At 57.7% G+C, this 15,803-nt stretch carries 12 protein-coding genes and 1 riboswitch; of the genes, 5 read left to right on the top strand and 7 right to left on the bottom strand.

Features of this window, described 5'->3' with window-relative positions:
• The first annotated feature begins 80 nt into the window (after positions 1-80).
• Genes SIC15_RS09420 through SIC15_RS09410 form a run of 3 tightly spaced genes read left to right on the top strand, consistent with a single transcriptional unit; the run spans position 81 to position 4,862 of the window.
• Positions 81-1,685: an FAD-binding oxidoreductase gene (locus tag SIC15_RS09420; protein WP_412537554.1), complete on the top strand. Its 1,605-nt coding sequence runs from the start codon at positions 81-83 to the stop codon at positions 1,683-1,685.
• A 26-nt stretch (positions 1,686-1,711) separates the two neighbouring features.
• Entirely contained in the window at positions 1,712-3,313 is a 1,602-nt protein-coding gene (locus tag SIC15_RS09415) for a glycerol-3-phosphate dehydrogenase/oxidase (RefSeq protein ID WP_412537553.1), read from the top strand.
• Complete coding sequence (locus tag SIC15_RS09410; protein ID WP_412537552.1) at positions 3,303-4,862, top strand: FGGY-family carbohydrate kinase; 1,560 nt, start codon at positions 3,303-3,305, stop codon at positions 4,860-4,862. Before SIC15_RS09415 ends, SIC15_RS09410 begins: the two co-directional genes overlap by 11 nt.
• Here the strand turns inward: SIC15_RS09410 and SIC15_RS09405 are convergent.
• Positions 4,843-6,063 (bottom strand): D-amino acid dehydrogenase, encoded by a 1,221-nt coding sequence (locus SIC15_RS09405; RefSeq protein WP_064228003.1) that lies wholly within the window; start codon positions 6,061-6,063, stop codon positions 4,843-4,845. The genes SIC15_RS09410 and SIC15_RS09405 overlap by 20 nt on opposite strands.
• Before the next feature lie 162 nt (positions 6,064-6,225).
• Positions 6,226-6,318: riboswitch (glycine riboswitch) on the bottom strand.
• A gap of 196 nt (positions 6,319-6,514) precedes the next feature.
• Here SIC15_RS09405 and SIC15_RS09400 point away from each other — a divergent pair.
• Positions 6,515-8,221: a putative bifunctional diguanylate cyclase/phosphodiesterase gene (locus SIC15_RS09400; protein ID WP_412537551.1), complete on the top strand. Its 1,707-nt coding sequence runs from the start codon at positions 6,515-6,517 to the stop codon at positions 8,219-8,221.
• A gap of 10 nt (positions 8,222-8,231) precedes the next feature.
• Here SIC15_RS09400 and SIC15_RS09395 read toward each other — a convergent pair whose 3' ends face one another.
• The 5 genes from SIC15_RS09395 to rhuM are packed head-to-tail and all read right to left on the bottom strand — an operon-like array spanning position 8,232 to position 14,986.
• Positions 8,232-8,858 (bottom strand): condensin complex protein MksE, encoded by a 627-nt coding sequence (locus SIC15_RS09395; protein ID WP_412537550.1) that lies wholly within the window; start codon positions 8,856-8,858, stop codon positions 8,232-8,234.
• Positions 8,851-10,287, bottom strand: a complete 1,437-nt coding sequence (locus SIC15_RS09390) for a hypothetical protein (RefSeq protein ID WP_412537549.1) — start codon at positions 10,285-10,287, stop codon at positions 8,851-8,853. The genes SIC15_RS09395 and SIC15_RS09390 overlap by 8 nt, the downstream gene beginning before the upstream one ends.
• A complete protein-coding gene (locus SIC15_RS09385; protein ID WP_412537548.1) occupies positions 10,280-13,219 on the bottom strand; it encodes a hypothetical protein in 2,940 nt (979 codons plus the stop codon). Before SIC15_RS09385 ends, SIC15_RS09390 begins: the two co-directional genes overlap by 8 nt.
• On the bottom strand, positions 13,212-13,994 hold the full coding sequence (locus SIC15_RS09380; protein WP_412537547.1) for a hypothetical protein: 783 nt from the start codon (positions 13,992-13,994) through the stop codon (positions 13,212-13,214). Before SIC15_RS09380 ends, SIC15_RS09385 begins: the two co-directional genes overlap by 8 nt.
• Positions 13,991-14,986: a virulence protein RhuM/Fic/DOC family protein gene (gene rhuM, locus SIC15_RS09375; RefSeq protein WP_291908768.1), complete on the bottom strand. Its 996-nt coding sequence runs from the start codon at positions 14,984-14,986 to the stop codon at positions 13,991-13,993. The genes SIC15_RS09380 and rhuM overlap by 4 nt, the downstream gene beginning before the upstream one ends.
• 196 nt (positions 14,987-15,182) lie before the next feature.
• Between rhuM and SIC15_RS09370 the strand changes: the two genes are divergently transcribed.
• Positions 15,183-15,392, top strand: a complete 210-nt coding sequence (locus SIC15_RS09370) for a hypothetical protein (protein WP_412537604.1) — start codon at positions 15,183-15,185, stop codon at positions 15,390-15,392.
• Here SIC15_RS09370 and SIC15_RS09365 read toward each other — a convergent pair.
• On the bottom strand, positions 15,312-15,752 hold the full coding sequence (locus SIC15_RS09365; protein WP_412537546.1) for a PAS domain-containing protein: 441 nt from the start codon (positions 15,750-15,752) through the stop codon (positions 15,312-15,314). The genes SIC15_RS09370 and SIC15_RS09365 overlap by 81 nt on opposite strands.
• Between the last annotated feature and the right edge of the window lie 51 nt (positions 15,753-15,803).

Raw genomic sequence — 15,803 nt, 5'->3', positions numbered from 1 at the left:
CTGGCGCCAAGCGACATCTGCAGTAGGCCCGGACCCGCTAGAATGCGCCACACTGCTTTTTAATCAGGAGAATGAAACACATGCGACGCTGGAACGGCTGGGGCGATGAAAGATTCAACCTGGCAATGCCGGAACAGGGCCAGGATTTTCTGGTTTCGCGGATTGGAAACGGCCGCCCTCTGGCCGACGCCACTCTGGAGTCAGTCTGCGCCAAAGTGCCGGATTCCCGGCTGAAGCCGCCGGCAGAACTGGAATCACTGATCGACACAACCCCGGAAGCAAGGGTGCGGCATGCCCGGGGCCAGAGCCTGGCTGACTGGCTGGCCATGCGCAGTGGCGAATTTGGCGTGTTTCCTGATGGCGTTGCTTTCCCTACCAGCAGCGACGAAGTTCAGGCTTTGCTCGCCTGGGCCGCTGAGCAAACCATTCACCTGATCCCCTATGGTGGTGGCACCAGTGTGGCTGGGCATATCAACCCGCTGGACAAGGGTCAGCCCGTGCTGACCGTGGATATGGGCAAGATGAATCGCCTGATGGATCTGGACCGGGAAAGCCAGATCGCAACCTTCGGCGCGGGTACGCCCGGCCCACTGGTCGAGTCCCAACTCCGGGCCCACGGCTATACACTCGGGCATTTCCCACAGTCGTTTGAGCTGTCCACCGTGGGCGGCTGGGTGGCCTCCCGCTCAAGTGGCCAGCAATCCCTCCGCTATGGGCGAATTGAACAACTGTTTGCTGGCGGACGGGTCGAAACCCTGCAAGGCACCCTTGATCTGCCCACAATTCCGGCTTCCAGCGCCGGCCCGGATATCCGCGAAATGATTCTGGGCTCCGAAGGCCGCATCGGGCTGATCACCGAAGTGAAGGTTCGGGTAACCCCGCTTCCCGAACACGAAAGCTTCCATGTGGTGTTTTTCCCTGACTGGAACAGTGCCCGGACTGCCAGCCGCCAGCTGGTGCAGAACCGCACGCAGCTGTCCATGCTCAGGCTCAGCAACGCGGTAGAAACCGAAACCCAGCTCGCCCTTGCCGGCCACCCCAAACTGATCGGCATGCTCGAGCGCTTTCTGTCACTCCGTGGCGCAGGCACTGGCAAATGCATGATGACCTTCGGCATCACCGGCACCCGGCGCCAGACCCGGAACGCCCTCAAAGAGGCCCGAAGCATCTGTAAGGCTCAGAATGGCGTCTATACCGGCACCCGGCTCGGCGATAAATGGGCAGCCAAGCGTTTCACCATGCCTTATCTGAGGGAAGCCCTCTGGCAGATGGGCTACGCGGTCGACACTCTGGAGACGGCCACCGATTGGGACAACGTCGATAATCTCCTGGGGCTGATCGAAACCAATCTACGGGAGGGACTGACCGACCAGCAGGAGGGCACCCACGTATTCACTCATTTGTCCCATTTTTACAGCCAGGGCTGCAGCATTTACACCACGTACGTGTTCCGGGTAGGCGACAGCTACGAGGAAACACTCGCGCGCTGGCAAAAGCTCAAGACCACAACCTCTGAACTGATCGTGAAAAACCGCGGCACCATCAGCCACCAGCACGGTGTTGGCAAGGATCACGCGCCCTATCTGCCGGTGGAGAAAGGCGAACTGGGAATGCTCGCCATCAGATCCCTGTGCAACACCTTTGATCCCAATGCCATCCTGAACCCGGAAACCCTGGTGAAGTGAGCACAACGCCGAATGGGAGCCTCGTTATGACCCGGACTGAAAGCCTCAATGCGCTGCGTTCAGGGACAACCGAATTTGATGTGGTGGTGGTCGGCGGCGGCATCACCGGTGCCGGCGTGGCCCGGGAAGCAGCAGGCAGCGGCCTGCGCACCCTTCTGGTGGAACAGAAAGATTTCTCCTGGGGCACCTCCAGCCGGTCCTCCAAGATGGTCCACGGCGGCCTTCGGTACCTCGGTAGCGGCCATTACGGTCTTACCCGGGATGCTGTGCGGGAGCGGGAACGGCTGATGGCGGAGGCACCGGGGTTGATTGACCCCCTGCGCTTCATCATGCCGCATTTCAAAGGCCAGTTCCCCGGACCGCGCCTGTTTCAGACGCTGCTCCGGGTTTACGACTTTATTGCCCGCAATCGCAGCCGCCACTTTCTGACCCCGGCGGAATCCATGCTCTGGGTGCCGGGCCTGACCAGCGAGAAACTTGTCGGCGCCAGTGGTTTTACCGACGCGGTTACCGACGACTCCAGACTGGTGCTGCGCCTGATTGCCGAAGCCCGACGTGATGGAGCCCTGTGCCTGAACTACACCCGTGCGACGGAAGTAAAGCGCAGCGATGACGGAAAGGTGTCTGGATTACTGATTCAGCCAGAGGAAGACGATGCGCTCATCATGATTTCCGCGCCCCTGGTGATCAATGCCACCGGCGCGTGGGCAGACCGGCTGCAATCCGACAAGAATACCGGGGACACCATGCACATCCGGCCCTTGCGCGGCAGCCATCTAGTCCTCCCGTGGTCCTGCCTGCCGGTGTCCTGTTCGGTTTCCCTTTTCCATCCTGAGGATGGTCGCCCGGTGTTCGCCTTCCCCTGGCTCGGCACAACCGTTCTCGGCACGACCGATATTGATCATGAAGGCGATCTTGATCAGGAACCGGTTATCTCCGAAACAGAGACCGCCTATCTGCTTGAGGTCGCGTCACGGCTGTTTCCGGGAAGCCCCATTGCCCGCAAGGACATTCTCTCAACCTGGGCCGGGGTGCGGCCCGTGGTAACCGACGGCACGGGCAAAGCGCCCTCGAAGGAAAACCGGGAACACGAACTCAGGGTAGACCGGGGCCTGGTCAGCATTGCCGGGGGCAAGCTCACCACCTTCCGGGTTATCGCCCGGGAAGCGCTCAACCGGGGACTTGGCGAAGACGCCGCCACGGTTCTGCGGCCAGAATCCGAGCCGGTCTTCCAGCCAGAACATGGTTCGGCAAGACCAGCCGCGATCGGCCATCAGTGCTGGCAACGGCTCCAGGGGTTCTTTGGCCCTGAGCTTGACCAGGTTCTTGCAGCTGGACCATTGGAAGCCGTTACTGCTCACCAGGCTTCCGAATTGCTTTGGGCAGAGCTTTGCTGGGCCTGCCAGAAAGAAGATGTGCGGCACCTGGATGATCTGCTCCTGCGTAGAACCCGATTGGGCCTGGTGCTTCCGAAAGCGGCCGAAAGCCTTCTGCCGGAGATCCGCAGGCACTGCCAACCCCTGCTTGGCTGGGATGACCAGCGCTGGGACGATGAACAGGCCCGCTACCTGTCGATCTATCACAATGCCTATTCGATGCCGTCGGGGGAGCCGTCCGATGCCGGCTGATCCGCTGATTCTGGCCATCGACAATGGCACCCAGAGCATTCGCGCGCTGTTGTTTGATACCCGCGGCAACCTTGTGGGCAAAGGCAAGCAGGAAATCGAGCCCTACTTCTCGCGGGAGCCCGGCTGGGCCGAGCAGCATCCGGATTATTTCTGGGAGCAGCTCGGGGAAGCCTGCAAGCTGCTCTGGAATTCAACAGAGGCAACGCCGGATCAGGTTGCCGGGGTCACCGTGACCACTCAACGGGGCACCGTGATCAACCTGGATGCAAACGGCCAACCTCTGCGCCCTGCGATCATCTGGCTCGACCAGCGCCATGCCAGAGTTGATGGCCCGGTCAAAGGGCCCTGGGGATGGCTGTTCAAACTGGCCCGGCTGGAAGACACCATCAACCGGTTTCGGGAAAAGACCCAGGCTAACTGGATTGCCCAGAATGAACCCGAGATCTGGGCAAAAACCCGACACTTTCTCTTGCTCTCGGGCTACCTCACGTACCGGCTAACAGGAAAATTCAGGGATTCCACCGGAAGCCAGGTTGGATACCTGCCCTTCGACTACAAGAAGCACCGCTGGGCCGGCCAACGGGATTTCAAATGGCAGACCATGCCGGTCGAGCGTTCCATTCTGCCTGAACTGGTAGCGCCCGGGGAAACATTGGGGCATCTGACCGACGAAGCCTGCCGACACCTCGGCTTGCAAAAAAGCCTGCCCGTTATTGCAGCCGCCTCCGACAAAGCCTGCGAGATACTCGGGTCCGGCGGGCTGACACCAGACATCGGTTGCATGAGTTACGGCACCACCGCCACCATCAACACCACCAGCAAGCGCTACGTGGAACCTATCCGGCTGATGCCGCCCTATCCTTCTGCACTGCCCGGTCACTATTCCACGGAAGTGATGATCTATCGGGGTTTCTGGATGGTTAGCTGGTTCAAGCGGGAATTCGGCCTTCGGGAGCGGAAAATCGCCGAGGAAAGGGGCATTGAGCCCGAAGCGCTGTTCGATGAACTGGTCAAGGCCGTTCCCCCGGGATCCATGGGTCTAATGCTCCAGCCCTACTGGTCACCCGGTGTACGTCAGCCCGGGCCGGAAGCAAAAGGCTCGATCATTGGATTCGGGGACGTTCACACCCGCTCGCACATATACCGCGCGATCCTTGAAGGCCTTGCCTATGCGCTGCGGGAAGGCAAGGAAAAAATCGAAAAGCGAAGCGGTGTGAAGATCCGGAAGCTTCGAGTGGCAGGTGGCGGCTCCCAGAGTGATGCCGCCATGCAGTTAACCGCCGATGTGTTCGGATTGCCGGCCGAAAGGCCTCATACCTATGAGACCTCCGGGCTCGGTGCCGCCATTGACGCGGCGGTAGGCCTGGGCCTGCATCCGGATTTCGATACGGCAGTGACAAACATGACCCGGGTTGGCGACGTTTTCCATCCCAACGAAGAAACCCGGGCCCTGTACCAGAGGCTCTATTCCGAGGTGTACCTGAGGATGTACCCCCAGCTCCAACCCCTCTACCGGAAAATCCGGGAGATTACCGGCTATCCCCGGTAACACGCTCCGCCACCATTTCCGCGGTAATCGCCGAAAGGGTCCAGCCGAGGTGGCCGTGACCGGTGTTGTAGAACACGGTTGGCAGGCGCCCTGGCCCAACCCTGGGCATCATGTTCGGTAGCATTGGCCGCAATCCGGCCCAGGGAACTACCTTGCGAGTACAGACTCCGGGGAAGCACTGCTCAACCCAACGGGTCAGCGGGCGGATTCGGTCGTCCTTGATGTCGCGATTGTAGCCGCTGAACTCGGCAGTACCGGCAACGCGGAAACGGCCATCGCCCAGGCGACTGGTGACGATCTTGGTGGCGTCATCCAGCAGACTGACAGTGGGTGCTGCCTTCTGCGAGGCTTCGTCTTCCAGCTCTACGGTAATGGAATAACCCTTCACCGGGTAGATATTCACCCGGTCACCCAGCTTTTTCGCGAGCCCACGACTGCCGACACCGGCACAGATCACCACGCCGTCGAAGGTATCCCGGGTTTGCTCGTTGCCGTCATGGGCGGTCACCCAGGCATTACGCTCATCGGCGCTCAGCTCGGTCACGGTATGGCCATAACAGGTTTTTACGCCAAGGCGCTGGATGGCGTCGGCCAGGCCGTTGGTGAACTTGTGAATGTCACCGGTGGAGTCACTCTCGGTGAAAAAGCCGCCGTAGTAGGTACCTGCCAGAGTCGGCTCGATGGATTTCATTTCCTCCGGGGTAACCGAACGGCGCTCAAGGCCGCCCGCGGCCAGAAGCCGAGACACTTTGGCCGCGTGATCGAAGCCAGCCTTGTCCCGGTATATGTGCAGGATACCCTGCTTCTTCAGATCGAAATCGATGCCCTCTTCCTGTGCCCAGGCAAACAGGTGGTCGCGGGCAGCAATGGCCAGACGGGCGGTTTCCGTGGTGTTTTTCTCGTACTGGGGAATTGCGGCAATGAACTCGGCGAACCAGCTCAGTTTATGCCAGGAAGGCTTCGGGTTGACCAGCAGTGGCGCATCCCGGCGGGACATCCATTTGATGCCCTTCATAACGGTCTGCCAGTTGTTCCAGACCTCGGCGTTAGAGGCCGACAGCTGCCCACCGTTGGCGAAGGAGGTTTCCATCGCCGCATAGCGGTGTTTCTCGTAAACCGTAACGTCAAGCCCGCGCTTGGCAAGGGTGTAGGCTGTGGTAATACCGGTAATACCACCGCCGATAACTGCAATTCGCTTCATTCCAATCTCCGTGAGCGCCAAGGGTTTCCTCCCTGCTCGAAATAGCAGAAAGCACCCCTTCCGTCACGGGACCTGAGAGATTCACGGTCGGTTCAACAAAACCAGCCGCTTGCTCCTTCGGTGTGCCGACTGACGCGATTGTCGACAGCTCTTCGGAAAGTATTCATGTCAGCGGTCCTTTTGCCTGAGAGTTTCCGGGGCAGTTGCTCCTTCGGCGCTGATCGCAAGGGATTCAGTCTCTCCCGCAGACATGTCTGATTGGTAATAAAACCCAACCCACGGGCCTAAACATAGCAAATAACCCGGAGCCAGGAAACCAGCCGCTGCAAAGCATTCACCCTGTCACGAAGCAAATCAACTAGATAACACGCCGGCCCCGAACTATGCTCAGTTCTATCGCATCATCGCTTTGCGGTGCGCTAAACGCTTACCAGGAGGATCCTGACCCGCAATGGGACATAGACAAGGATTTCGATCAGCGACAGAAGACGGTGAAAGCAGGTTCTACGAGCTGATTGAGAGTCTGCCAATGGTGGCTGTCCAGGGATACGACAGAGAGCGCCGCGTTATTTATTGGAACGATGCAAGCGCCCGTCTTTACGGCTATTCCCGCCAGGAAGCACTCGGAGAGTTATTGGAAGACCTGATCATTCCCGATCACATGCGTGACGGTGTGATTGAAGCCCATCGCGACTGGCTCGAAAACAACATCAGCATTCCCTCCGACGAACTCGAACTCAAGCACAAAGAAGGACACCTGGTTCCCGTTTACTCCAGCCATGTCATGATTAAACAGGAGAGCGGCGCCTGTGAGATGTTCTGTATCGACATCAGCCTGGAAGAACAGAAGCGTGCCAGGGATGAGCTATACCGGCGAGCGAGTTTTGACGACCTGACCGGATTACCGAACCGGCATTTCATGGAAGCGGAATTGTCGAGCCGACTCGACGAGGCGGATCGCCTGCAGCAGGAACTGGCGGTCGTGTTCATCGATCTGGATAATTTCAAGATCATTAACGATACGCTGGGCCATCATCACGGTGACAGCCTCCTCAAAGCGGTGGCGGAAACCTTGAGGACCGAACTACGGGGTGGCGACCTGCTGAGTCGCTTTGGTGGAGACGAATTTGTTCTCCTGATCTTCGACCTCGATGGTCCCGAAGCTCTACATGAGTTGATTTGTCGTTTGATTGATGCCCTGGAACATCAAGTCCACCTGGAAGGCGACTGTTACCAGGTTACCGCCAGTTTCGGTGTCAGCCTTTTTCCGCACAATGGCACCACCGTGGCGGAGCTTATGGGCAATGCAGATGCGGCCATGTACCAGGCCAAAGAAACCGGCAAGAACGGCCTCTGTTTCTATACCCCGGATATCAATGATCGACTGGTGCAATACCAGGAAATCACCAACCTGCTCCGGGAAGCCCTGAACAACGATGGCCTGGAACTGGTGTTTCAGCCCCAGATCAGCCTCAGCGAACGGAAAAGTGACTCCTGTGAGGCGCTTCTCCGGTGTTTTAACGGTCAATCACGGGCCGTTTCGCCCGCCATTTTTATTCCCGTGGCAGAGAAGTCCGGCCTCATTAACCGGATTGGCGACTGGGTTATCGAAGCGGCCTGCAAACAGCTCCACGCCTGGAAAGGAACGCCTCTGGAGAACCTGCGGGTTGATATCAACCTGTCGGGACGTCAGCTCACGAATCCGCACCTTGCCAACCACATTCTCGAAACCCTCAAACGCTATAAACTGGAGCCGCACCAGTTAGGGGTCGAGCTGACCGAGAATGAGGTTTTCGGCAGTGATGAGAACCAGACCAGACAACTCGAAAAACTGAAAGAGGCTGGCTTGCATATTTCCATCGATGATTTCGGCACCGGATACTCATCGCTCGTCTATCTCAGAAAACTCCCGGTCTGTGGCATAAAAATCGACCGGAGCTTCCTCCAGCATGCGATGCAGAACAACGCCGATATGGCCATCATGGAGGCCATGATCACGGTCGGACACAGTCTGGGGTTGAGCGTGCTTGTGGAGGGCGTTGAAACGGATGAACAGGCCCAGCTGGTGACAGACCTGGGCTGTGACCTCGCCCAGGGTTTTCTGTATGCCAAGCCGATGCCGGCCCAAAAGATGGAAGAGTTCCTGGCAAGCTTCTGACCAGAAAACCTTATCCCTGCTCGTATTCCCGAACCAGTTCCTGCAGGAAATACAGGCCGGCAGAACTCAGGAAACACCGCCCTGCACCAGCACGGAATAAAAGATGGCGCTTATCGAGGTAGTCCAGCGCTTCCGGCACGCCTTTTTCGAACCGGGCTGCCCTCAGGATCTCCTGATACTCCTCATCGCTCGCCAACGCCGACAGGTCTTGCTCATTCAGCCCGGCATCGGGGCGCCCCAGATATTCAAGATCCCGCCCGCTGCGCGCGAAATAGCGCCCGATCAACAGCAGGATCACCTGCACCCTGAAGGCATTCTCATCGTGTTCCTCGTTCTCGTCGTCACTGCTTTCCTTGAGAAAGAAAAACGCGCCAGATTCGTTGAACACCAGTTCGCTGCCCAGGTGCTCATAGAAAGTCCGGAAGTGAGACAGATGGTTGTACAACAGGTTGTAAAGCGGGTTGGCGCGCAGCTCGGAACGGTTGCTGTCCCACGCATCACGCACAATCACCCGGCCGGCCTGGAACTCCCGGTAGATCGCGGCGCTGTGGGCCGGCAGGATCTGTTCGAAGCTGCTCGACGTTTGTGATTGATCGGCGGATTCGTTGGTATCCATCGCGTCTGATAAGTCAGGCATGCTGTTGCTCTTCTTGATTGACCGGGGCGTTGCTTTCAGTCGTTTCCAGACGACGCTTGCGGTAGACAAACTGCTCGCTGTCTGATGACTGATCCAGGACACGGAAACGGTTGGTGGTGACCACCTGCAAACCCTCCGGCGGTGAGTTGACCAGCCGATTCAGGGCCGCCAGTAAATCCGGAAAGCGATAGCCCGGAATAAAGCCGTCCAGACGGCCGTGTAGCTCGCGTACCAGATCGAGTGTTGGCCGCAGCTCCAGCGTTTCCAGCCATTGATAGAGCTGGTTGATACGCTGGACATCGATTCGGGTATGACGACCACTGCCCTCCACTTGCTGTAGAACCGGCACCTCCGCCTTGCGACGAAGATCATTCAGACGCAGCTCCAGTTCGCTGAACAACAGCTGGTAGTAGCTGGACGATTCACCGAAGGCATAATGTTTGGGGCGCTGCTGGGCCCGCAAACCCACCAGAAAGCCGGTACTGCGGGCAAAGTCGCCACCTTCCAGCCACTTTCGCTTCAGGCTGAGGGTCTCGGTTTCGCCCTTGAGTTCCTGCAGCTTGGCGTAGAAATGCTCCATGGCGTTGTATTGGACCATGCCCTGGCGAGTCTTCCGCAGGAAGTGCTCCACCTCCTGGGCCACCGCCTGAATGGGCTTGTACAGGGCGTTAAGGCTGATGGAGGAACGGAACAGCTGGTCCGCCAGGCTATGGTCGCCGTGGCTTTCCAGCAGCCGAACCATGGCTTCCAGGGTCTCGAACAAATTGCTGCCATCCGGCAGTCGGGTATCCGGATTCAGGAACACCAGGGTTGGCTTGATGTGGCGCTCGTACAGGGTAACGATCTGCTCAAACAGGTTCTGGCGGAACTCCAGGAATTTCTCCGGCGCCCGGCTGGCGTCTCCGGACAGGTCCGCTAGCTGCGCACTGATGGTCTGCATGCGCAGGACGTTCTGGCGCAACAGACCAATCAGTTGGCTGACCCGCTCGTTCAGGTCATCACGCAGTTCGGTGTAGTCCAGGTCCGCGTCGCTGAAACTGCTGATTTCCAGCCGATTGCGCACATCCCGCAGTGTCACCAGATGGCCACGCAGGCGAGCATCCGTCAGTTCCTGGTACAGCGAGGCGTTACAGGCCCGCATCAGATTGATCAGGGCATCCTGGAACACCAAGCGCCGCTCACCCTCGGCCTTGATGATGTCGATCACCAGGCCACTGCGGAACAGATTGTCGGTATTCAGTGCCATACGCACCCGATCCCGATCGGCATTGCCGAGTGAGCGGGTGTAGTCCATCACCTCGGCCACCAGATCGCTCTCACAGATATACCGGGCTTCGTTCCGGTCCATCCGTTCAATCATCCGGAACAGAATTTTCGGGTGCTCGAACAGCAGCCGGGTGGTGTCCAGGGTGCTGAAGCGTTTACTCATCCACCGGCTCCATCAGGCTGGCCTGGGTCTGGTCGGCCCAGTGGCTCATGGCCTCGCCGTTGGTGAAGCCTTCAGCCCCACCCCAGAACACCAGGGTGCGCTGCGGACTGTAAGGCTTTGCGGTGCGCATCTGCCCTACTTCCAGGTGCCGGCCGATCAGATAAATCACTTCCGCACTGGCACTGTGGGTGGCCGCCGAGAACAGGTTGAATCCTTGCTTGCGGAGCCGTTCCAACAGTGACGGCATCTGGCTGATGTCCACACTGGCCAGCTCGTCCAGCACCATAGGGAAAGACAGCTGCACGCCCGGGTACAGCACCCGTTTCAGCAGCCGGTACACCAGTTCCAGATTGATCAGTGCAGTGGTGGAGGTGGACTGGCCTTTTTTGTCCAGGTTCGCGGCGTTCTCCTTGCGAGTACGGTAGGAAATGCCGGTGATCACCTTGTCCATGGTCAGGCGCTTGCTGCCGCCCTCCCCGAAAAAGTCCGCCACGAACACCCGCAAACGGTCATAGAACGCGTCCGACTGCAGCTGGTTGCCATACGGGTCGATGTTGTTGGCTTCTTCCACCAGGTTGCGGAATTTCGGATCGGTGTGGATATCCACCCGGATTTCCACCAGATCGTTGATGCGCACACCTTCGAGCTCGCGGTTAAGCTGCGCTTCGAAACGGGCAATGTGTTCGTGGTTGGATTTCAGTGCCTGCCGGTAGCTGGCCACGGTTTCGTTGTGAATGCCCACCTGCTGCTCCAGCACATTCCAGCGCTCGGCCATGCCGGCAAACAGATCCGACAGGCTCTTGAACGTTTCCCGGATAGCGGAGGACGCCGGGCTGTCTTTCTGCAACTCGCCTTCGGTATCTTCGTGGATGCCGAGATACACGAACTGGCGAAGGTGGTCGAGAATGCTACGACGACGCTCTTCCAGGTCGTCCAGCTGGGTTTGAAGGTCGTCAAACGCCGCGACGGACACCTGTTCGATGTCCAACGGCTTTTCCGCTTCCACGGTTTTCAGGTGCGGGAACCGGTGCTCCACGGTGCCAACGCTCCGGCTGAGACCCGCCAGTTCCCTCTCCCTTTCTTCGATCCGCTCTTTCTCGGCTCTGGCCTTGCCGGCCTTCTGCTGCACGGCATCTTGCTTTTCCTGCTCCAGCCGGGCCTGTTCTTCCAGTTTGGCCAATTGTTCTTCGGCCGCCTGCTTCTCCTCAGTGGCGTCCCGAAGGGTGGTCGCGGCCGCCGGGTAACGCTGAAGCGTTTCGAGATCCTTCTCGATGGCGCGGATCTCTTTCTCGGTGCGCTCAATCAACCGGGGCCGATCATGCTCCTGATTGGCGGTGTCTGCCAGCTCCGCCCGCTCCTTTTCCAGGCCATGAAGCTCGCCTTCCACATGCCGGCGCTGCTCGGCGAAGTCGGTCTGCCGGGCCGGCTGTGCCTGGTATTCCGTATCGAACCAGTCAAAGCCTTTATCATTGGGCACGAACAGACGGGCGAAAGCCTCAATGGCGGCCTTGCTGTCGGCATCCAGATCCCGGCCCGGACTGGCCATGACCAAACGGGGGTCCACGGCCCGAAGGGGTGCAGCGGTGGCCTCGTCCAACTGGTTCTGCAGCTGCCAATGTTGCTTGCTTTCCCGTTCCTGCAGGGATTCCAGCTTGCGCTCCAGCTCCTGTTTCTTCTTCTGGATCTGCTCCAGCCGAATTTCCGCCTGGGCGGCGCTTTTCAATGCGGCCAGGTGGCCTTTCCTGCTCTCAAGCTCTTCCTTCTGGATATCCTCGATTTCCTGAAGGGTCATCTCTCCATACTGGGACAACAAGAGGTCGCCATCTTTCTGGTTCTGCTCGGCCTGCTTGATGCGGCGGTCGGCCGAACGGATCTCGCCTTTCAGGCCGCTGGCATCCTGCTCCAGTTTTTTGAGGGCCTGGAGCACATGGCGCAGGGTCTCGTTCTGTTCATTGAACGCCTCCACTGCGGCTTTGCGTTTTGCACCAATGTCCTGCAACGCATTGCTCACACCATCCCGAAACGCGGCGAAATCGTGCTGGCTGCGAAGCAGCGTCTGGTAGGCCTGATAATCCTTTTCGAGCTTTTCAAACCGTGAACGTTCTTTCTCGATCCGGTTAAGTTGGGTTTGCTGCTGCTTCAACTGGTCATGGCGGTTGAGGAAGTCGTCGATGTTGAAATCGAAGGCATCGTCGGCAAACTTCTTATCCGCCTCGATAATGCTGGCTACCGCATTGGACATGGCCTGATCGTCCGCCTTCATTTCAAACAGCAACAGGATCAATGTGCGCAGCGACTGCACCCGGCGTTCGTCGGACTCACCCAGGGGCAGCACGGAATAGCGCACCGCATCGGCGTTCATCAGCTCGCTGCTGTACAGCATCTGTTTGAGTTTGGCCGGGTCATTCACCAGCCGGGTTTCTTTGGAACGCTTTTTCAAAGCCTCGGACAAACGGCTGAACGACAGCTCCGGCACCGCCTGGCCAATTCCGTCCTCATCATCCCCGTCCCAGAACAACGGGCGGAGTTGATCGTAACCCACCGGCACAAAGGCGCGGCCATAGCTGAGCTGGCTCGCGCTGTCCCGATACAGAATCTGGCAATGCACACCGGCCGGGTTCTCGGCTTCCATGATCAGGAAACTGAACTGGCTGGGAAAATAATGCTGGTAGCTTTCCTCGTTGGTGTAAAAGCTACCGGCACTGGCATTACGGAAGGCAAATTTCTTGCGGCTGTTCTTAAAGGTGTTTTCCGGCAGCAGAAACAGACGCAGACTGTTTAGAAGGCTGGATTTTCCAAGATTGCCCGGGCCCAGGATCAGACCGTGGTTGTCCACCGGAATTTCTACGTAACAGAAGCCGGCGGAATCCACCAGTACCAGACGACGGATACCAAAATTGAAATTGCCTGGGCTCCCCTGGGAGTCACTCATCCAGAATCATCTCCTGTTCCATGAATTTGCCGGTCGATCGAAAGGCCTCTGCCAGGCTATCAAAGCCGAGCCCTTCCGCCAGCGATATCGCTCTTGTAAATCGTTCGGTACTGTCCGGTGTGTTGCGAAACCGACCCAACCAGGGTTGCCAGTCGCGGGGCTGAACAAACCTGGCTTTGTCACCAAGAGAGGCTGCGATTGTCGAGAACATTTGCAGACCACCCGCATCATAATCGAATGCACAGAATACTTCTTCGTAGCCCTGCAGCCAGTCAAGAATCGCGCCCCGGGTAATTCGGTTGCCACCTCCCAACATCACGTCACACTCCGCTAGCTCAAGAGAGTTGCCCAGTACTTCACCGGCGAAATCGAGCATCTGCGCATACTGATAAAAATTACGCTCATTCTCTACCACCAGCACCGACCGAGCTTGCTGAAACCCCATATCCACGGACTCCGTTCCAACAACGACAGTGTCGGGCCTGCTGTGCGACACCCCCTCATGGTAAACGAGAAGAAAACTGACCTCTGTGCCATGGCGGTGAGAGTTGCCCTTTTGCGCGGCGTCTACCCGGCTTACCGGCCTTTGCGCAACAGCCTGCAGCTCCTTGAAAGCGGCTTCATCCAGGATGAAGACAAGCCAGCGGTTGCCTTTGACCTTTTCCGTCGCGAACAATTCTCTATGGCGACGTCGAAAAGCCTCGGGCAACTTCTTCAGGAAAGCTTCATAATTAATGGGCTGGCCACGGAGGATTTTCTGGAGGTAATCGTTCAATCGTTCTCCCCGGCCAGCATATTCATGATCAGTCGGATCATAGTGTTTTTGTTCGCAGGTTCGGATTCGGCCACTAACAATGTCAAGGCGGCCAGACCGACATCATTGATTACCGGCTCACCACTGTTGTTAAAAAGCCGACTATTGCGGTGCAGGAAATCCACAAACAGAAAGGCCGCGCTGCGTTTGTTGCCATCGGAAAACGGGTGATTCTTGATCACAAAATACAACAGATGTGCCGCCTTTGCCTCCACACTGGGATAAGCGGGCTCGCCGAAAACAGACTGGTCCAGGTTGCCCAATAGCGAAGCTAGGCCATCACCCCGGTCACGCGCGAACAACTCGGTCGCTTCGCCCCTCGACATTAACTCGCTCTTCAAGCCATCCAGGCCTGATCGAGCCTCCTTCAGCGATGGCAAAGTGCCACCGGCCTGAGACTGCGGATCGGTTAGCAGCCCTTCGTCATAACGTTGCAAAAGAAGAAAGGTCTGGGCATAGCGGCTGACGATGTCGACCAATCCACGACCGCTGTCTGTGTCGAACGCAGGACTCTGGGCAGCCTTACGAACCAGTCTCAAAGCCGCTTCCAATTCCTGGGCGTTTTCTTCAAAACGGTGCCGATTGATGGTCCAGCCCTGAGTGAGGTGCTCACGTAGAATACGGGTGGCCCACTGGCGGAAACGCGTAGCCTGACTGGAATTAACGCGATAGCCCACAGAAATAATCGCATCCAGATTAAAATACTCAACCTGATAGGTTTTGCCATCCGCGGCAGTTGTTGCATTTTTTGCAACAACTGCCTCCCGGTCCAGCTCCGCGTCGCGGAATATGTTCTTCAAATGCCGAGAAATTACTGATTTATCGCGACTAAAAACATCTGCAAGCTGCTGCAGGCTAAGCCAGACAGTTTCTTGATCAGCATCCAGGCGAACTTCTACTGCCCGATCGGCACTCTCATAGATAACGATCGGGGTATCGCTTCCTTCACTCATGCTACTTCTCCATCCTTGAAAATTGACTATCAGCCCCTGCTTTACGACTAGTGGCCTCAACTACGAAATCGTCCATCAATTCCTTTCCCGGAAGCTTTGTTAAGCTCTACTTTAAAGCTCAATAGCAGATTCGCAATAATACGAAGAAAACTGCCAGAACCCTGACTTCCATTGGCAGCCACTCGGTGACCAGGTCATTGGCAAGCAGTCTGATGGCGAGGTTGTCTGTCACGATGACGGTATTGGCCTCTTTCACGGCACTGTGCGACTTAACAAAGACGACGGATTTTCGTCTGTGAAAGCTGACCTGGAGCTGTTTCAGGAGCTAAGCTGGCAAGGCTTCAGTAGTACCGCTGGCGATCATGATAATGCGCTTTACGATGCCCTTATCGGACAGAACCGGTAAATAGCGAGCTTCCAGCCAGACCGACTGCCCGTCTGCACCAAGATTCAGGAATCGGCCCTGTTGCACCTTTCCTGCAACCAGCTCACGCCAGAACCGGATGTACGCCTCACCACGCGCATCCTCAGGCTTGCAGAGCACCCGATGATGCTTTCCAATCAGCTGTTGCTCCTGGTAGCCAAGCAACTCCAGAAAGACATCACTGACCGACTCAAACAGTCCATCGCCGCTCATTACCGCGACTGCCACCGACCGCTGAATCGCCCGCCAATCGGCCTCCAGTTCGGACACCCGATTCTCGGCAGCCTCCAGCTTTTCCAGAGCGGCCTGCAGTTCCTGCTTTCGTTTGCTTTTAAACACCATCAGTTTCCTTTTGTTCAGCGTATGCCTTCATCGCCGGTTATGAGAGCATTA

Origin of the sequence: Marinobacter sp. MIT932201, from assembly GCF_047123295.1 — a bacterium.
GTDB lineage: Bacteria > Pseudomonadota > Gammaproteobacteria > Pseudomonadales > Oleiphilaceae > Marinobacter > Marinobacter salsuginis.
Note: the sequence above shows the minus strand (reverse complement) of the source record. Positions and strands in the feature narration are given on the sequence as shown.